Consider the following 17,265-nt stretch of genomic DNA (forward strand, 5'->3'; position numbering starts at 1 on the left):
ATGTCGCAATCCACACCGAGCCAGAAGGCCCTCACTCATTTCAAGATCACCCGCCTGTGAACCCCGTCACCAACCTCTGTGGTCAGTACAGCTAGTCGCGACCCCCGAGACGCCCGGGACTCGGTCGCGACGCCCCGGACGCCGTCGTGGCGCTCATCGAACCTGGCGCTCGTCGAACCCGGCAGTCAGCGCACCCAGCGCGCGGGCCGCTTCTCCAGGAACGCCCGCATGCCCTCCTGCGCCTCCGCCGAGCCGAACAGCCGTGCCGACAGCTCCACCAGCTCGTCGGCGTCGCGCTCGAAGGAGCGCACCACGTCGGCGTTGGCCAGCCGCTTCGACTCCGCCAGCCCCTGCGGGGAGCCCTGGCGCAGCGCGTCCAGCAGGCCCTTCAGCACGACGCCGGTGTCCTCGGCGGACGCAGTGGCGCTGGTGATCAGGCCGATCCGGGCGGCCTCGGCGGCGTCGAAGACCTCGCCGGTGAGGTAGTAGCGGGAGGCGGCGCGCGGCTCCAGCTTGGGGCGCAGCGGCAGCGAGATGACGGCGGGCGCGAGGCCGAGCCGGACCTCGGTGAAGGCGAAGGTCGAGGCCGGTCCGGCGATGGCGAGGTCCGCCGCGCCGACCAGGCCGAGGCCGCCCGCCCGGACGTGCCCGTCGATGACGGCGATCACCGGCTTCGTGCAGTCCACGATCGCCCGCTGCAGCTCGACCAGGCCGCGCGGGCCGACCGTCGGGTCCGCGCCGGTCGCCTCGGAGAGGTCCGCGCCCGCGCAGAACACCTTGCCGGTGTGCCCGAGCACCACGGCGCGGACCTCCGGGTCGGCCGCGGCCGCCGCCAGCCCGGCGTGCAGCTCGGCCATCAGGCGGGTGGAGAGCGCGTTGCGGTTGTGCGGCGAGTCGAGGGTGAGCGTGGTGACGGCGTCGGCGGTGCTGACGCGGACGAGGGGCTCGGCGCTGGTCATCGGCGGGGCCTGCCTTCCGGCTGAGGGTGGGTCGGACTGCGGGCGCGGTCCGGGGTGCCCGGACCGCGCCCGGACGACTCTGGCATGCCCACCCGCCCCTCGGCCAGAGCCAACCTGCCGCGCCCACGGCTCCGCGTGCGGAACCGGTGACGGAGCCGGCCCGCCGCCCGGCCGGAGCCGACCCGTACTTCGCCCAGGGTGACCGTCCTCCGACCAGGACCGACCCGCCGCGGCACCGGAACCGACCGTCCGCGCGGCCGAAGCGGACGGATCGCGCACAGAGGCCGGAATCCGATGGTCACGGCCGCCTCGTCCACGACAGCATCGTCGCCATGACCACCGACACCCCCGTCCTGCTCATCGCACCGCGTATCAACGAGACGGGTCTCCAGCTGCGCACCTCCGCCGGACGCCGCGGCCTGCGGGCGTGCGTCGCGACGTCCTGGCAGGCCCCGCGCGAGCTGCTCGGCACGCGGGTGCACGTGTACGGCGGGCCGCTGTTCGGCGACGCCGTCGGGCGGGAGCTCGGACTCGGCCTGTTGGAGCCGGCCGCCGACTGGCTGACCCGGCTGCCGCTCGCCCTGACCGGGCGCCGGGTCACCTCCACCACCCTGGCCGAGGCGCGTCGGCTGCGGCGCCCGGCCTTCGTCAAGCCGCCGGTGGACAAGCTGTTCGCCGCCCGGGTCTACCCCGACGGCAGCGCGCTGCCCGGGCCCGCGGTGCTGGACGGTGACATCCCGGTGCTGGTGAGCGAGGTGGTGCGGTTCGGCGCGGAGTACCGGCTGTTCGTACTGGACGGCGCGGTGCGGGCGGGCTCGCGGTACGCGGTGGACGGCGAGCTGTCCGTCGCGCCCCTGGTAGCCGCCGGGGTGCCCGACGGTACGTCTGCCGGGGAGGCCGCCGAGGTGCCCGCCGGTATGTCTGCCGAGGTGCCCGACGGAAGGTCCGCCGAGGTGCTCGCGTTCACCCGCGATGTCCTGGCCGCTTCCGCGGCGGAGGCGCCGTTGCCGAGCGCCGCCGTGGTGGACGTCGGGCTGACGGAGAACGGCCGTTGGGCCGTGGTGGAGGCCAACGCCGCCTGGGCCAGCGGTGGTTACGCCGCCGACCCGGACGCCATCCTCGATGTGGTGCTGCGCTCGGGCGGACCGGCCGCCCAACTCCCCTCCACCGACCGTCCGTTCCTGCGCGAACTGCCCGAGGTGGTGCGCTGAGGCCGGGCGGTCGTACGCAGCCCGGGCTTGCGGCCCCTGGGGATCATGGCCCAAGATCCGCGGCATGACCACCTCTCACCTCACCCACCTCACCGAACCGCCCGGGGTCGCGCCCGGGACCGGCTACACCCAGGTCGTGACCGGCACCGGGCGACTGGTCCAGGTGTCCGGCCAGGTCGCCTTCGACGAGCAGCGGAACCTGGTCGGCGTGGGAGACCCGAAGGCGCAGGCGCGGCAGGTCTTCGAGAACCTCCGACGCTGCCTGGCCGCTGCCGGGGCCGGGTTCGAGCACGTCGTGAAGTTCACCTTCTTCATGACGGACATCGCCTACCTTGCGGCCATCCGCGAAGCCCGCGACGAGTACCTGGGCGCCCTGCCCCTGCCGGCCGCGTCCGCGATGCAGGTGGTGGCGCTGTTCAGGCCCGACGTGCTGATCGAGATCGAGGCCCTGGCGGTCCTCCCCGAGTAGACGGGCGGAGCCACCGGGTCTCACGCGGCCCCGAGCCTCGCGTCCCGCCGGCCGGCCCACCGGACGGCGGGACGCATCGCCAGGCCGGCCGCCGCCAGCACCGCGCCCAGGACGACCCAGCCGACCATGCCGTACCCGATCACCAGGGTGCTGACCAGCGCCGGACCGGCCATCATCGCCGCCGCCATCCCCGCGTTGAACACGCCCTGGTAGGCGCCGTGGTCGCGCTCGCCCGCGAGGTCGTAGCTGAGTGCCCAGCCGCCCGCCTGGGCGACCACCTCACCGAGCGACTGCAGCGCGATCCCGCCCAGCACCACCACGGCCGCGGCGATCGCGGGCAGGCCGTGCGCCAGGGAGACGACCAGGCAGGAGGCGGCGAGCACCAGTCCGGCGCGCCCGCAGGCCCGGGCGGCCCCCGTCCGCTCCTCGGTGCCCCGGGTGGCCCGTACCTGCAGGGTGATCACCAGCAGGGTGTTGACGATCAGGGTGCCCGCGACGGTGATCCGCGGCGCGTCGGTCTCCTGGACGATCCAGAGCGGCACGCCGACCTCCAGAACGGCGAACTGCAGGCAGAGCAGGGCGTTCAGCGCCGTCACGGCCAGGAACGGGCCGTCCCGCAGCGCCGGGTTCCGCTGTCGGCCCTGCTTGACGCCCTTGGCCGAGGGGTCCGACGGGTCCGGGATGCCGGTCTTCGCCGACGGGTCGGACGCCGACGTTTCGGCCGCCGACGCCCCGACCACCGGCCCTTCGACCATCGGCCCTTCGGCCACCGGTGCTTCGGCCACCGGTGCTTCGGCCACCCGCGGACGCTGCGGAACCACGAGGCGGTGGAACAGCACGGCAACGGCCACGAAGGAGGCGGCATCGGCCAGGATCGCCGTCAGGTAGACCGGCCGGGTGTCGACCTGCAGTGCGATCGCACCGAGGCCCGTACCCAGGCAGATCCCGATGTTGGTCACCACCCGCAGGTGCGCCCGGCCCGCCACCCGACGGTCGGCGGGCAGCACCTGGGCGTAGAGCGCGTTCCGTGCGGCGGCGGAGCCCCGGTCGACGGCGGAGACCAGGCAGGCCAGTGCCACGAAGGCCGGGTAGCTGTGTACCAGCGCATACCCGGCGGTGCCGACCGCCTGCGCCGACACCAGCACCACCAGCACCCGCCGGGCGCCCCAGCGGTCGGCGGCCCGGCCGGCCGGCACGCTCGCGGCGACCCCGCACAGGCCGGCGGCGGTCATCCCGAGACCCAGCTGGGCGGCGCTCAGACCGAGCACCCGGGTGAAGAACAGCACCGCGACGGAGAGGGAGAGTCCGTTGCCCAGCGTGTTCACGAGGGTGATCCCGGCCAGTCGACGGACCGTCGGGTCGGGGTGCAGGCGCCGCTGCACAGCGGCGACGGCTCCGGTGGCACCGGCGTTTTCCGGCACGGCCGGGGAAGGTGCGGAGGACTCCGCCGTCGGGGTGGTCATGTGACGATCCCACCGCCGCCGACGCGGTCTCGGTACTCCTTTAGGCTCTGGCTAAATCCGAAGCCGGACTCCCCACCCCCGGCCAGGTCCGAAGAGAAGGACACACCGCCCTCGTGCACCGGTTCACCCTCCGTCTGGCCGACCTCGCCACCACCTGGTTCGCCGCCTCCCCGATCCACGAGGCCGTGCTCAGCCTGCGGATGTGGACCCACCCAGGCGTCTACCACCTCCAGACCCGGACCTTCGAACAGCTCAGGCCCGCCTTCGAACGGCTGGACTCCCGGCTACTGCTCTCGCTCGTCGCCGAGAACCGCTTCGTCCCGGACTTCCTGACGCCCCGCCCGTCCTCCCCCTCCCCCGACTTCCGCTCCGAGCTCGCCGTCGTCCGCGCGTTTCCGCCGGAACAGTTGCGCGCCGAACTGGAACAGACCTTCCGCTCGCACGGCCGGCCGCTGCCCGCCGAGCTCTCCGCCGGACTGGCCGCCCCGGAGCGGCTGTTGGCGCGGATCGCCGACGCGCTGGAGGAGTACTGGGAGGTATGTCTCGCGCCCACCTGGTGGCCGCATGCCCGCGTGGTACTGGAGGCCGATCTGGTCCACCGCGCCCGGTTGCTCGCCCGCCACGGCGCGGCTGCCCTCTTCGCCGACCTGGACCACCGGCTCCACTGGGCGAACGGCGTGCTGTCGATCAGCCGGGACTGGGCGAACGGGGACGTGGAGACCCCCGTGGACGGGCGTGGCCTCGTGCTCTGCCCGACCTTCTTCGTTCGTGGCGCGATCACGATGATCAGCAACGACCGTGCGCCACAGATCAGTTACCCGGCGCGCGGGCAGGCGGGCATGGCCGGCCGGGGCGCGCCGGTGGCGCCGCAGGCCGTGGAGGCTCTGGTCGGCGCCCCGAAGGCGCGACTGCTGGCCATGCTCGCCGAGCCCGCCTCGACCACCGAGCTCGCCTACCGCCTCGGCGTCACTCCTGGCGCGGTCAGCCAGCACCTGTCGGTCCTCGCCGCCACCGGCCTGGTCACCCGGGCCCGGCACGGCCGCTCGGTGCTGTATCGGCGCAGCCCGCTCGGGGACCAGCTGACAGGGGCGAACAGATAACAGCCGACGGACGACGGATAACGGATAACGGATAACGGGCGACAACGAACAGACGACAGCAAACAGATAACAGATATTGAACTCTGTCATCCGCCGCCCGCCACCCAGTGGTACAGACCTGTTGACGCATTGGTCCAGTCCTCCTACAGTGCCCATGCCCCCGCCCCCCACGGCGCAAGCGCCGATCGCACACGTATCACCCCCGGTTCTACATCACCCTGTTCCAACCCCCACAGTCACAGGGAGAACCATGTCCGCTCGATCCCGGGCCGGACGCCCACGCGTGCGCAGCAGACTGCTCGCACTGCTCAGCGTCCGGCTCCTCCCCCTCGCCACGCTCACCGTGCTGGCCGCCCCGGCGAACGCCGCCGGAAAGCTCACCGCCACCTTCACCACCGCCGACAACGGCTCCTGGTGGCAGGGCACCTACATCGTCCACAACGACAACGCGACCGCGGTGTCCGGCTGGACCCTGGAGTTCGACCTCCCGGCGGGCGTCACCATCGGCAACAGCTACAACGGCACCGCCACCGTCAACGGACGGCACGTCACCGCGACCGCCGCGTTCTACAACTCCACCGTCAACGCCCACAGCATCACCGAGCCGTACAGCTTCTGGTTCGTCGGTAGCGGCCCGGCCTCCACCCCGCTCAACTGCCGTATCAACGGCGACAAGTGCGACGGCACCCCGGATGTCCCGCCGTCCGCCCCGGGCGCCCCGACGGTCAGCGAGTCCACCGCGCACACGCTGGCCCTGAGCTGGCCGGCCGCCACCGGCGGGGACTTCCCGGTCGCCTCGTACGACGTGCTGAACGGCAGCACCGTCCTCGCCTCCGGCCCGACCACCGGCGCCCTGGTCACCGGCCTCATCCCGGCCACCTCCTACACCCTGACCGTCCGTGCCAAGGACAGCCGCGGCAACGCCGGTCCGCTCAGCGTGCCCGTCACCGGCGCCACCTTCGACCCGTCCACCGACCCCGTCCCGCCCACCGCGCCGACCAACCTCCGCACCACGGCCGTCAGTTCGATGGACGTGACGCTCGCCTGGAACGCCGCGGCCGACAACGTCCGGGTCGCCGCGTACGACGTCTACCAGGGCGGCGCCCCGGTGGCGACGGTCACCGGCAAGACGCTGACCGCGACCGTCGGCAGCCTCTCGCCGTCCACCACCTACACCTTCACCGTGAAGGCCCGCGACGCCGCCGACAACGTCTCGCCCGCCTCCGCCCCGCTCACCGCCACCACCTCGGACCTGGTCGGCGCCGGGAAGTACGCCCGGGTCGGCTACTTCGTCCAGTGGGGCATCTACGGCCGCCAGTACTTCGCCAAGAACCTCGACACCTCGGGCAGCGCTGCCAAACTCGACGTCATCAACTACGCCTTCGAGAACATCGATCCGGTCAACCTGACCTGTCTCTCGGGTGTCACCAAGGGCACCACCGCCAACCCGCAGGACCCGGACCAGGGCACCGGAGCCGGTGACGCCGACGCCGACTACGCCCGACCGATGAGCGCCGACCAGTCGGTGGACGGCGTTGCCGACGACGGCTGGGGCAAACTCCGCGGCAACTTCAACCAGTTGAAGAAGCTCAAGGCCAAGTACCCGAACCTGAAGGTGGTCGTCTCGCTCGGCGGCTGGACCTACTCCAAGTACTTCTCGGACGTCGCCGCCACCGACGCCTCCCGCCAGAAGTTCGTCAAGTCCTGCGTCGACACCTGGATCAAGGGCAACCTGCCGGTCTACAACGGCGCCGGCGGTGACGGCGTGGCGGCCGGGATCTTCGACGGCATCGACCTCGACTGGGAGTGGCCCGGCTCCGGCGACGGCCACGCCGGCAACCACTGGAGCGCCGACGACAAGGCCAACCTGACCCTGCTGCTGGCCGAATTCCGCAAGCAGCTCGACGCGTCGGGCGGCTCGCACAAGCTGCTCACCGCCTTCACCCCGGCCGACCCGGCGAAGGTCGCCGCGGGCTGGGACCTGAGCAGGATCTTCGGCTCACTGGACATCGCCAACGTCCAGGGCTACGACTTCCACGGCTCGGGCAGCGACAACTCCTGGGAGCCCAACCGCACGGGCCACCAGGCCAACCTCTACCAGGACCCGAACGACCCGTACGACGTCCACTTCAGCGTGGACGCGGCCGTCCGGACCTACCTCGGCGCCGGGGTCAACCCGCGCAAGCTCACCATCGGCTTCCCGTTCTACGGGCGCGGCTGGCAGGGCGTGGCGGACGGCGGTGCGAAGGGGGTCTGGCAGTCCGCGGGCGGCGCCGCACCGGGCCAGTTCGCCGAGGAGGCCGGCACGCGCGGGTACCACAACCTGATCACCGGCGTCTCCGGCCTCACCGTCTACCACGATCCCAAGTCCATGGCGACGTACGGCTACACGGGAGCCGGCGGCCAGTGGTGGACCTTCGACGACGCTTGGTCGATCGCCCGGAAGACGGCCTACCTCAAGTCGAAGAACCTGCTCGGCGGCATGATCTGGGAGATGTCCGGCGACACCCCGTCCGGCACGCTCATGACCGCCCTCGACACCGGGCTGAAGTGACCCACACGCCCGCCCGGACGCCCGCCCGGACGCCCGCCCCCAGGCTCACCAGTCGAAACAACTAGCCCACCACGCAAGCAAACGGGGCCGGCGCCCCTCCACCCGGGAGGAGCACCGGCCCCACATCGGCCCAACGGCCCGACGGCCCTACAACCCGACCGCCCTACAACCCGACGGCCCGACGGCCCTACCGCGACGCCATGGACGTCAGCTTCCGCGCCGCCCGGTACTGCCGCAGCACCTGGGAGAAGGTGGTGTGCCCCTGGGTGGTCCGGGCGAAGGCCCGCCAGGCCGCCGGCACCAGGCAGACCGCCGCGTGGAACAGGTACGGCCGCCGCTCGAAGGCGCCCAGCAGCTGCTTGCCCGCGCGCATCTCCACTCCCAGCCCGGCCTTGATGGCGAAGGCGTAGTTCAGCGCCTCGCGCCGCACCGCAGCCGCGTTGCCCGCCTCGGCGACCTTCACCGCCCACTCGCCGGCCAGTCGGCCCGAGCGCAGCGCGTACGAGATGCCCTCGCGGGTCCACGGTTCCAGCAGTCCGGCCGCGTCGCCGGCGACCAGCACCCGGCCGCGGGAGAGCGGCGAGTCCTCGGCCCGGCAGCGGGTCAGGTGCCCGGATTCGACCCTGGGGGTGAAGCCGGACAGGCCCAGCCGCCGGATGTAGTCGGCGAGGTACTGCTTGGTCCGCTCGCCGTCGCCGCGCGCCGAGATGACGCCGACGGTCAGGCTGCTGGTCTCGGTCTTCGGGAACACCCAGCCGTAACTGCCGGTCAGCGGGCCCCAGTCGAGGTGGATCCGGCCCGCCCAGTCGGCGGCGACCTGCGGGGGCACCGGGATCTCCGCTTCCAGGCCGAGGTCGATCTGGTCGAAGGTGACGCCGACGTGCCGGGCGATCCGGCTCGCGCTGCCGTCCGCGCCGACCACCGCGCGGGCCTCGAACGTGCGCCCGTCGGCCGCCGTCACCAGCGCGGTCCGGTGCTCGCCGCCGCGCTGCTCGACACCGGTGACGGTCACTCCGGTGACCAGCACCGCCCCGGCCGCCTTGGCCGCCTGAACCAGGCGCAGGTCGAACTCGTCCCGGTTGACCAGGCCGAACAGCATCCGCTGAGAACGCCGCGTCCGGGTGAACCGCCCGTCGTACGCGAAGGTGACGGCGTACACCCGGTCCTGCAGCGGCAGCCGGAAGTCCGGCGGCAGGCTGTCCCGGGAGGGGCCGATGATGCCGCCGCCACAGGTCTTGTAGCGGGGGTGCTCGGCCTTGTCGAGCAGCAGCACGCGGCGGCCCTGAACGGCGGCGGCGTGCGCGGCCGAGGCGCCCGCCGGTCCGGCGCCGACCACCACGACGTCCCAGACGCCGTCCGGCGGCGAGGCCGCGTCGTCGAGCGGCGTTGCCGTCCCGTCGAGCGGAGCGGCCGTCCCGTCGTGCGGGCTGTCGAGCGGGCTGTCGAGTTCGCTACGGGAATCGGAGCTTCCGGAGTCAGTCACGTCGAGCAATCCTATGCGTCCGCCCGCCCCGCCGGACGCCGCGCCACCCGAAGCCCGCCGCACGGCTTCGCCCCCATCCGCCGTCCCGGGGGCCGAGCACCCGGCCGGTCGGGTGCCCGGCCCCCGGGGCCCCGATTCCGCTCCCCCTATGATCGGCGGTACCCCAACAGCCCCCTCCGCCCGCAGCACCCCGCGGGCGGACCCATCCCTTCGGAGCCCCGATGTCACAGCCCCTGGCCGACGCCGTCCGGTCCCTGATGGACCGTGCCCGCACCGACCTCGCCGAGCTGGTCGCCTTCCCGTCGGTCGCCGACCCGCGCCAGTTCCCGGTCGAGGAGTGCGAGAAGGCCGCGCTCTGGGTCGCCGACGCCTTCGCCGCCGAGGGCCTGACCAACGTCCGGCTGCTCGACACACCGGACGGCACCCAGTCCGTCTACGCCGAGCTGCCCGGCCCCGAGGGCGCGCCGACCGTCCTGCTCTACTCGCACTACGACGTCCAGCCCCCGCTCGACGAGGACGCCTGGCTCAGCCCCGCCTTCGAACTGACCGAGCGTGACGGCCGCTGGTACGGGCGCGGCGCCGCCGACTGCAAGGGCAACATCCTGATGCACCTGACCGCCCTGCGGGCGCTGCGCCAGGTGTACGGGGACGGTTATCCGGTCGGTCTGAAGATCATCGTGGAGGGCTCGGAGGAGCAGGGCACCGGCGGCCTGGAGCGCTACGCCGAGGCGCACCCCGAGCTGCTCACCGCCGACGCCATCGTCATCGGCGACACCGGCAACTTCGCCGCGGGCCTGCCCACGGTGACCGCCTCGCTGCGCGGCATGACCGTGGTCGAGGCCTCGGTCACCACCCTGGCCGGCAACCTGCACTCCGGCGCGTTCGGCGGCGCCGCCCCGGACGCGCTGCAGTCCCTGGTCCGGATCCTCGCGTCGCTGCACGACGAGAACGGCGACGTCTCGGTCGCCGGGCTGAACACCGACCAGACCTGGGAGGGCGTGCAGTACCCGGAGGAGCAGTTCCGCGCCGACGCCAAGGTGCTCGACGGCGTCGCCCTGACCGGCACCGGCAGCATCGGTGACCGCCTCTGGGCCCGCCCGGCCGTCACCGTCCTCGGCATCGACGCCCCGCCGGTGATCGGCGCGACCTCCTCCGTCCAGGCCGCCGCCAAGGCCCTGATCAGCGTGCGCGTCCCGCCGGGCATGGACGCCTCCGCCGCCCAGGACGCGCTGGTGGCCCACCTGGAGGCGAAGGTCCCGCTCGGTGCCCGGCTCACCGTCCGGCGCCAGGGCTCCGGCGCCCCGTTCCGCGCCGACACCAGCGGCCCGGCGTACGAGGCGATGGGCGAGGCCATGGCCGAGGCCTTCGGCACCGGGATGGTCGCCTCCGGCCAGGGCGGCTCGATCCCGCTCTGCAACACGCTGCGCACGCTCTACCCGCAGGCCGAGATCGTGCTGATCGGCGTCGAGGAGCCGACCGCCCAGATCCACGCGGTCAACGAGAGCCTCGACCCGCAGGAACTGGAGCGGATGGCCCTCACCGAGGCCCTCTTCCTCCGCCGCTACGCCGAACTGCGCTCCGTCTGACGGACGTCGGGCCGGGGGCTGCCGCTCGCGGCCCCCGGTCCGGGCCGCCCGCCGCGCAACCGGCGGGCGGCCGCCACCACCGCCGCGTACCCGACGGCGCCCACCGCGAGCCCGGCCCCGGCCCCGAAGCAGACCTCCGGCACCAGGTTGCGCTTCAGCGGGCTGAGCCGGTGCAGCACCCCGGCCGCCGTCGCCGCGCCCAGCACCGCGACGGCGGCCCGCCGCGTCCGGGGCGCGAGCCCGACGGCCGGCCGCACCGGTTCGACCGCCCGCACCGCGCGCGCCGCCCAACCCCCCATCGCCGCCAGCGCGAGCGCCGAACTGCCGTACTGCAGCGCCTCGTACATCGGCACCCCGGCCACCGACCGGTCCAGTACGGGCAGCAGCCGGACGCCCAGCCGCCCGCCGTGCGTGAACGCGTCCCAGCCGACGTGGGTGGCCGCGCCGATCGCCGCGGACGCCGCGAACCAGACCGCACCGGCCTCCGCACCCGTGCTGGACCGCCGGACCGTCAGCGCCTCGGCACCACCGGCCCACCGCTCGGGCAGCAGCGCGACCAGCGGTCCGCGCAGCAGCCCGTGCCAGCCGGCCACCAGCGCGCCGGCGATCGCCACGTCCAGCGTCGGCACCGCCCACCAGCTGTGCGTCAGCCCACCGTGGGCGTACACCCCGGGCAGCAGGGACTCGGCGAAGAACGGCACGTCTGGCGCCATCGACCCGGCGACCAGCGCCGACGCGACCAACGGCCCACGCACCCCGGCGCGGCGCAGCAGGGGCAGGACGGCGGCGGGGTGGCTCAACGTGAACGGCATGCCCCCATCCTCCCGCCCCCGCCGACGGCCCGGCGAACCCGGTGGCCGGGCGAACCCGACCGCCCGGCGACCCCAGTGTTGCGGCTACACCGCGGCCGACCGCCCGCCCGCCTACGCCGCCTACGCCGCGTCCGCCGCGCTCGCCAGCCCCACGGCCACCCGGCACCCCGCCTCCAGGTACCGCAGCTCGCCACTGCGCCGGGCGTCCAGGGCGGCCGCCAGGCGCCGGTACCGGCTCGGGGGCAGCAGTTCGGCGGACTCGTCCAGCGTGACGAAGCGCCAGCTGCGCAGCTCCTCCTGCTGCAGCAGCAGGCTCTGGCGGCCCGCTGCGTCCAGCAGACCGCCGTCGTACATCAGCCGCAGGCCGCCGCGGCGCGGGCCGGTGCGCGGCTCCCAGTCGACGGCGAGCAGGCGCAGCCCGGACGGGTCGAGGCGCAGGCCCAGCTCTTCGGCGGTTTCGCGCAGGGCGGCGTCGGTGGGAGCCTCGCCGCGCTCGACCACGCCGCCGGGGAAGTCCCAGTCGGGCTTGTAGACGGGGTCGACGAGCAGGACGCGGTCCTGCTCGTCGAAGAGCAGGACGGCGGAGGCCACGGTGTCCCCGGTCGGGTCCGGGCTCTGGACGATCGGGCAGCGGGCGGCGCCGACGCGGACCAGCTCGGCGATCCGGAGGGCGGTCTCCCGGGGCGTGAGCTCGCCGGTGTCGAGCATCCGGGCGTCCCCGACCAGCCAGCGGCGGGCGGCGCGGTAGCGGGGCAGGTGCTCGAGGCACCAGGTGCGGACCCGTTCGCTGCCCTCCGGGTCGCCCGGGCACTCCTCGCGATGGGCGATGCGCTCACGCAGGATCGTTTCTTCGGGGTCCAGCACGAAGTGGTGCACCGCGATCCCGTGGGAGGCGAGGTCGCCGAAGATCTCGTCCCGGTAGTCCTCTCTGAGCAGGGTCATCGGGACCACCAGCGGGCCCCCGACCTCCTCGAGCAGCGCGGCCGCCGTCTCGGGGACGAGCCGACGCCAGGCCGCCAGGTCCTGGAAGTCGGACACCGTCGCCAGCCGGTCGGCCGGGAGCATCCGGCGCAGACCGAAGCCCACCAGCTCGGGATCGAAGAGCACGCTCCCGGGCAGCAGTTCCACCAGCTCGCGGCAGGCACTCGTCTTGCCCGCCCCGAATGTGCCATTGACCCAGACGATCACAACGTCCCCTGCCCCTCGACTTCCCCCGATGCCGTTCGCACCGGGCAGCGCCCCCGTCAGCCGAACCAGCGCCACCCGTGGTGGTACCCGCGCCACGCCGCTCCCCATGCCTCCTCGTCGCGCCCGCTCGCGTGCCCCGGTCTGCCCCGTGACAGCGGCATGTGCCCAGGCCAGCCGCCTGCAACCGGAAGTATGCAGACCGGTCTACCTCAAAATTGCACCCCTTCACCATCACGCACGCACAGGACCTCGGGCGGGCCGATGTCCCACGCGCGCCTGCCCGCCGCGCACACCCCGGCAACACCCTGCCCAGGCCCGCCCACCAGCCGGCGCCCCCCGGTCGCCCCACCGGCTTGCCACGCCTGCTTGCCACGCCCGCGCCCCGGCACGTACAGAGGAACGATGAAGCTGCTGCCCGTAGGCCGAGTCGTCGTCATCGGATCGGTCAACACCGACCGGATCCTTCGCTGCCCCGTGCTCCCCGCCCCCGGCGAGACCGTCCTCGCCGACGCCGCCGCCCAGGGCTTCGGCGGCAAGGGCGCCAACCAGGCGGTGGCGGCGGCCCGGATGGGCGCGGCCACGCACCTGGTCGCCAAGGTCGGGCGCGACGCCGAGGGCGAGGCGGCGCTCGCCGATCTGCACGGCGCGGAGGTCGAGACGGGCGCCGTGCTCACGCACCCCGACGCGCCCACCGGTCAGGCGATCGTCCTGGTCGACCCCTCCGGCGAGAACAGCATCGTCGTCGTCCCGGGCGCCAACGCGCACCTCACCGCGGACGAGGTGACCGCCGCCCTGGCGCGCCTCCGCCTGCTCCCTGTCGACGTGGTCCTCACCAGCAACGAGGTCCCAGCAGCGTGCATCCGCGCGACCGCCGCCGCCCTGCCCGCCGCCGGGCCCTCCGGCGCCACCCGCTGGCTGCACAACACCGCCCCGGCGGGAACCCTGCCCGACGTCGGCCCGACCGGGCGCCGTCCGCTGGTCGTCGCCAATGCCGTCGAGGCCCGCCAGCTCACCGGGGCCGCCGACGTCACCGAAGCCGCCCGGGCCCTCACCGCCCAGGCCGAGGGCGTCGTGATCACCCTCGGCGGCGACGGCGCCCTGGTCGCCGCGGACGGACGGTTGAGCCGGCTGTCCGCCCCCGCTGTCCGGGTGGTCGACACCACCGGAGCGGGCGACGTCTTCTGCGGCGCCCTCGCCGCCGAACTCGCGCGCGGCACCGACCTTCCCGCCGCGACCGCCACCGCCGTCGCCGCCGGGGCCTTCGCCGTCACCGCCCTCGGCGCCCGCGGTGCCCTCCCCCGCCCGACGGACCTCTGACCGCGCGTCGAACGACCGCCCCCGGTACGGCGCACGTCGGGGGCGCCCGAACCGATCAGGCGCCCCCGACGTGCGGACCCGCGAACCCGCGACCGCGCTACGGCCGCCCCATGTACGCCGGGTAGTAGCCGCTGCTGATCCCCGAGATCCTGATGTTGGTCCCCGGCCGCGCGGCCTCGACGTACTGGTTGTTGCCCAGGTAGATCGCCACGTGCTGGATGCCCCGCGCGGTCCCGTCCGGCGACCAGAACAGCAGGTCACCGCGGCGCAGCTGACTCGCCGTGATCGGCGTGGTCGCCTCGTACTGGTCGTTGGCGACCCGCGGCAGGCTGATGCCGCCGCGCTTGAAGGACTGCTGCACCAGGCCCGAGCAGTCGTACCCGTTCGGCCCGTTGCCCGCCGTCAGGAACGGCTTGCCCAGCTGGGCGAGCGCGTACTGCACGGCGGTCTCGACGTCCGGGTTCGCGGCCACCGAGCCGCCGGACGAACCCGAGCCCGAGGAGCCGGAGGAGGAGCCGCCCCCGGTCCGCGCCAGGTAGATGTCGTAGTGCGAGGTCCAGCGCCACTCGCCCTTGCTGTTGCGGAACCAGTAGCGCGAGCCGTCCCAGCCCTGCTTGATCCCCCCGCTCGACTTCGTGCCGCTCGAGGACTTGGCCGCGGATTGCGTCCCGCCCCCGGTCCGCGCCACGTACACGCTGTAGTGCGAGGTCCAGCGCCACTGTCCCTGACTGTTCTTGAACCAGTACCGCGAGCCGTCCCACCCGGCGTGCGCCGGCGCGGTCTCGGCAACCGCGGGGCTCACACCGGTGCCGAGGCCGAGCACACCCGCTCCGGTCGCGATCACGGCCACCATGCCTATCCCCCGGCGCAGCCGCGCGGCCCGGGACGGACGGGAGGAACGGGCGGTGGCAGCAACCTGCTGCGCGGTCGGTTCGTCGGCGGCATCCGGTGCGCCGGTGTTGACGGTGGTCATCCTGCTGACTTCCTTCACTGCTGCGGATCTCAGCGAATCGCTGCGGATCGCCGCGAATCGCTGCGGACTACCGCCGGACGGGCGGCTGCGGAACTGCTTCGAACCCGCCGTACGCCCCGGCAACACCGGTTCGTACGACTCGGCAGATCCCCGCCCGACGTGCCGCGGCCTGCGGCCGTGCGACCGGAAGCCGCGGCGTGTCGCTCAGGGATTCAGTTCTGCCTGCTCGTCACGGTAGGCACGCGTCCGCTCACGGCGCGCAGTGGAGTGCGCCAATGGGAGGGTCACGGGCGGTCAGCACCGACGGCGCATCAGGGTGAACACCCGTCACCGGGGAGGCATCCGACGCCCCCTCATCACCGGCCGTCGGCCTCCGCCAGCAACTGCTTCTTCAGCACCTTTCCCAGTGCGTTCCTGGGCAGTTCGGGCACCAGCACAACCCGGCGGGGCCGCTTGTGCACCGAGAGCCGCTCCGCCACAAACGCCGTCAGCTGTTCCCCCGTCACGACACCGTCCGGGATGACGTACGCGACGATCGCCTGACCGAGGTCCTCGTCCGGCACGCCGACCACCGCCGCGTCGGCGACCGACGGGTGGTCGCGCAGCGCGGCCTCCACCTCTCCCGCGCCGATCCGGTAGCCGCCGCTCTTGATCAGGTCCACCGAGGCCCGGCCGACGATCCGGTGGAACCCGTCCGCCCCGATCACCGCGACGTCGCCGGTGCGGAACCAGCCGTCCGCCGTCCACGCCTCGGCGTCGGCGTCCGGCCGGTTGAGGTAGCCGCTGAACAGCGTCGGACCGGAGACCTGCAGCTCACCGACGGTCTCCCCGTCGCACGGCACCGGCGCGCCATCCTCGCCGACCAGCCGGGTGCGCACCCCTTCCAGCGGCAGGCCCACGCTGCCCGGGCGCCGCTCGCCGTCCGCCCTGGTGCTGACGGTGATCAGCGACTCGGTCATCCCGTACCGCTCGATCGGGGCGTGCCCGGTGAGCGCCGCCAGCTTCTCGAACACCAGTACGGGCAGCGGCGCGCTGCCGGAGACCAACAGCCGGGCCGACGCCAGCCGGGCCGCCGCCTCCGGGTCCGCCGCCAGCCGGGACCAGACGGTGGGCACGCCGAAGTACAGGCTGCCGCCGGCCGCCGCGTACCCCGCCGGGGTGGGCCGCCCGGTGTGCACCAGCCGGCTGCCGGTGCGCAGGGCGCCGAGCACGCCGAGCAGCAGCCCGTGCACGTGGAACAGCGGCAGGCCGTGGGCCAGGGTGTCCTCGGCGGTCCACTGCCAGGCAGCGGCCAGGGCGTCCAGGCCGGCGGCGATCGCCGCGCGCTGGATCACCGCCCCCTTGGGCGCGCCGGTGGTGCCTGAGGTGTAGAGCACGAAGCCGGTCGAATCCGCGGCCGGCTCGGCGTACGTGGTGGCGGAGCGCTGCAGGGGGTCGACCGGCAGGCCCGTCACCGAACCGCCCTCGGGCAGCGCCTCCCCGACGGCGTGCGCGAGCAGCGCCGCACCCGAGTCCCGCAGGATGTGCTCGCGCTCCTTGGGGCCCGAGTCGGGCGGCAGCGGCACCACCGGAACGCCCGCCAGCAAGCCGCCGACCACGGCGGTGACCGTCTCGACGGTGGGCCGGGCGAGCACCGCCAGGGCGGGGGCACCGGCCACCCGGTCCGCGACGGCGGTCGCCGCGCCCAGCAATTCCTCCCGGGAGAACGCCCTGCCGTCGATCCGCAGCGCGTCCGCCGCGTCGCCGAAACCGCCCTGAAGTGCCGTCAGCAGTGCCATGCCACCGTCCTCGCCCTCGTCCCACGCTGTCGCGTCACGTCACGTCACGCACGTCCTGCACGTCACGCGTTCGGGCCATGAACTCACCTCATGCCGTCGCACGTCACGCGTTCAGGCCATGAGCTCACCTCATGCCCCCCGGCATGAGGTCGACTCATGCCCGCACGTCACACGTTCGCGCCGACTCTACGGGCCGTGGCCCCGCCCGCCGTGCTCCGGGGACGACAGAGGGCGTGGCACCGAGCACCCGGCGCCACGCCCTCCGAACCTTTCCGCGGGATCAGGCCTTGCGGGCCTTCACCTCGGCGGTGAGCTGCGGCAGCACCTGGAAGAGGTCGCCGACCACGCCGTAGTCGACCAGCTCGAAGATCG

Annotated in this window: 13 protein-coding genes; 6 read left to right on the forward strand and 7 right to left on the reverse strand. The window is 73.7% G+C overall.

The window, feature by feature from the left end; all coding sequences use genetic code 11:
- Positions 1-185: 185 nt before the first annotated feature.
- On the reverse strand, positions 186-959 hold the full coding sequence (locus tag ACIBEC_RS46680; protein ID WP_360509820.1) for an enoyl-CoA hydratase family protein: 774 nt from the start codon (positions 957-959) through the stop codon (positions 186-188).
- 332 nt (positions 960-1,291) lie between these two features.
- Here ACIBEC_RS46680 and ACIBEC_RS46685 point away from each other — a divergent pair, with 332 nt between their 5' ends.
- Both ACIBEC_RS46685 and ACIBEC_RS46690 read left to right on the forward strand, forming a co-directional pair.
- Positions 1,292-2,170, forward strand: a complete 879-nt coding sequence (locus ACIBEC_RS46685) for an ATP-grasp domain-containing protein (protein WP_360509819.1) — start codon at positions 1,292-1,294, stop codon at positions 2,168-2,170.
- A 64-nt stretch (positions 2,171-2,234) separates the two neighbouring features.
- The gene (locus ACIBEC_RS46690; protein ID WP_360509818.1) at positions 2,235-2,639 is read left to right on the forward strand and encodes a RidA family protein; all 405 of its coding nucleotides are present in this window, start codon (positions 2,235-2,237) and stop codon (positions 2,637-2,639) included.
- Positions 2,640-2,659: 20 nt separating this feature from the next.
- Here ACIBEC_RS46690 and ACIBEC_RS46695 read toward each other — a convergent pair whose 3' ends face one another.
- A complete protein-coding gene (locus tag ACIBEC_RS46695; RefSeq protein ID WP_360509817.1) occupies positions 2,660-4,102 on the reverse strand; it encodes an MFS transporter in 1,443 nt (480 codons plus the stop codon).
- Positions 4,103-4,215: 113 nt separating this feature from the next.
- Between ACIBEC_RS46695 and ACIBEC_RS46700 the strand changes: the two genes are divergently transcribed.
- Together ACIBEC_RS46700 and ACIBEC_RS46705 are read left to right on the forward strand one after the other, a co-directional pair.
- Complete coding sequence (locus tag ACIBEC_RS46700) at positions 4,216-5,202, forward strand: helix-turn-helix domain-containing protein (RefSeq protein ID WP_360509816.1); 987 nt, start codon at positions 4,216-4,218, stop codon at positions 5,200-5,202.
- A gap of 250 nt (positions 5,203-5,452) precedes the next feature.
- Positions 5,453-7,756: a glycosyl hydrolase family 18 protein gene (locus ACIBEC_RS46705; RefSeq protein ID WP_360509815.1), complete on the forward strand. Its 2,304-nt coding sequence runs from the start codon at positions 5,453-5,455 to the stop codon at positions 7,754-7,756.
- A gap of 187 nt (positions 7,757-7,943) precedes the next feature.
- On the opposite strand, the gene ACIBEC_RS46710 is transcribed toward ACIBEC_RS46705, so the two are convergent.
- Positions 7,944-9,239, reverse strand: coding sequence for a geranylgeranyl reductase family protein (locus ACIBEC_RS46710; protein ID WP_396290789.1), 1,296 nt, complete (start codon positions 9,237-9,239; stop codon positions 7,944-7,946).
- Between the two features lie 221 nt (positions 9,240-9,460).
- Between ACIBEC_RS46710 and ACIBEC_RS46715 the strand changes: the two genes are divergently transcribed.
- Complete coding sequence (locus ACIBEC_RS46715; RefSeq protein WP_360509814.1) at positions 9,461-10,825, forward strand: dipeptidase; 1,365 nt, start codon at positions 9,461-9,463, stop codon at positions 10,823-10,825.
- Here ACIBEC_RS46715 and ACIBEC_RS46720 read toward each other — a convergent pair.
- Positions 10,801-11,637 carry a DUF4184 family protein gene (locus ACIBEC_RS46720; protein ID WP_396290791.1) on the reverse strand — a complete coding sequence of 279 codons (837 nt, stop codon included), beginning with the start codon at positions 11,635-11,637 and terminating at the stop codon, positions 10,801-10,803. The genes ACIBEC_RS46715 and ACIBEC_RS46720 overlap by 25 nt on opposite strands.
- Before the next feature lie 120 nt (positions 11,638-11,757).
- Positions 11,758-12,825 carry an NUDIX domain-containing protein gene (locus ACIBEC_RS46725; RefSeq protein ID WP_360509812.1) on the reverse strand — a complete coding sequence of 356 codons (1,068 nt, stop codon included), beginning with the start codon at positions 12,823-12,825 and terminating at the stop codon, positions 11,758-11,760.
- Between the two features lie 402 nt (positions 12,826-13,227).
- Between ACIBEC_RS46725 and ACIBEC_RS46730 the strand changes: the two genes are divergently transcribed.
- Positions 13,228-14,142: a PfkB family carbohydrate kinase gene (locus ACIBEC_RS46730; RefSeq protein ID WP_360509811.1), complete on the forward strand. Its 915-nt coding sequence runs from the start codon at positions 13,228-13,230 to the stop codon at positions 14,140-14,142.
- Between the two features lie 97 nt (positions 14,143-14,239).
- Here ACIBEC_RS46730 and ACIBEC_RS46735 read toward each other — a convergent pair whose 3' ends face one another.
- Both ACIBEC_RS46735 and ACIBEC_RS46740 read right to left on the reverse strand, forming a co-directional pair.
- Positions 14,240-15,115, reverse strand: a complete 876-nt coding sequence (locus tag ACIBEC_RS46735) for a C40 family peptidase (RefSeq protein WP_360509810.1) — start codon at positions 15,113-15,115, stop codon at positions 14,240-14,242.
- 356 nt (positions 15,116-15,471) lie between these two features.
- Complete coding sequence (locus tag ACIBEC_RS46740) at positions 15,472-16,893, reverse strand: acyl-CoA synthetase (RefSeq protein WP_360509809.1); 1,422 nt, start codon at positions 16,891-16,893, stop codon at positions 15,472-15,474.
- Between the last annotated feature and the right edge of the window lie 372 nt (positions 16,894-17,265).

Origin of the sequence: Kitasatospora sp. NPDC051164, from assembly GCF_044455625.1 — a bacterium.
Taxonomy (GTDB): domain Bacteria; phylum Actinomycetota; class Actinomycetes; order Streptomycetales; family Streptomycetaceae; genus Kitasatospora.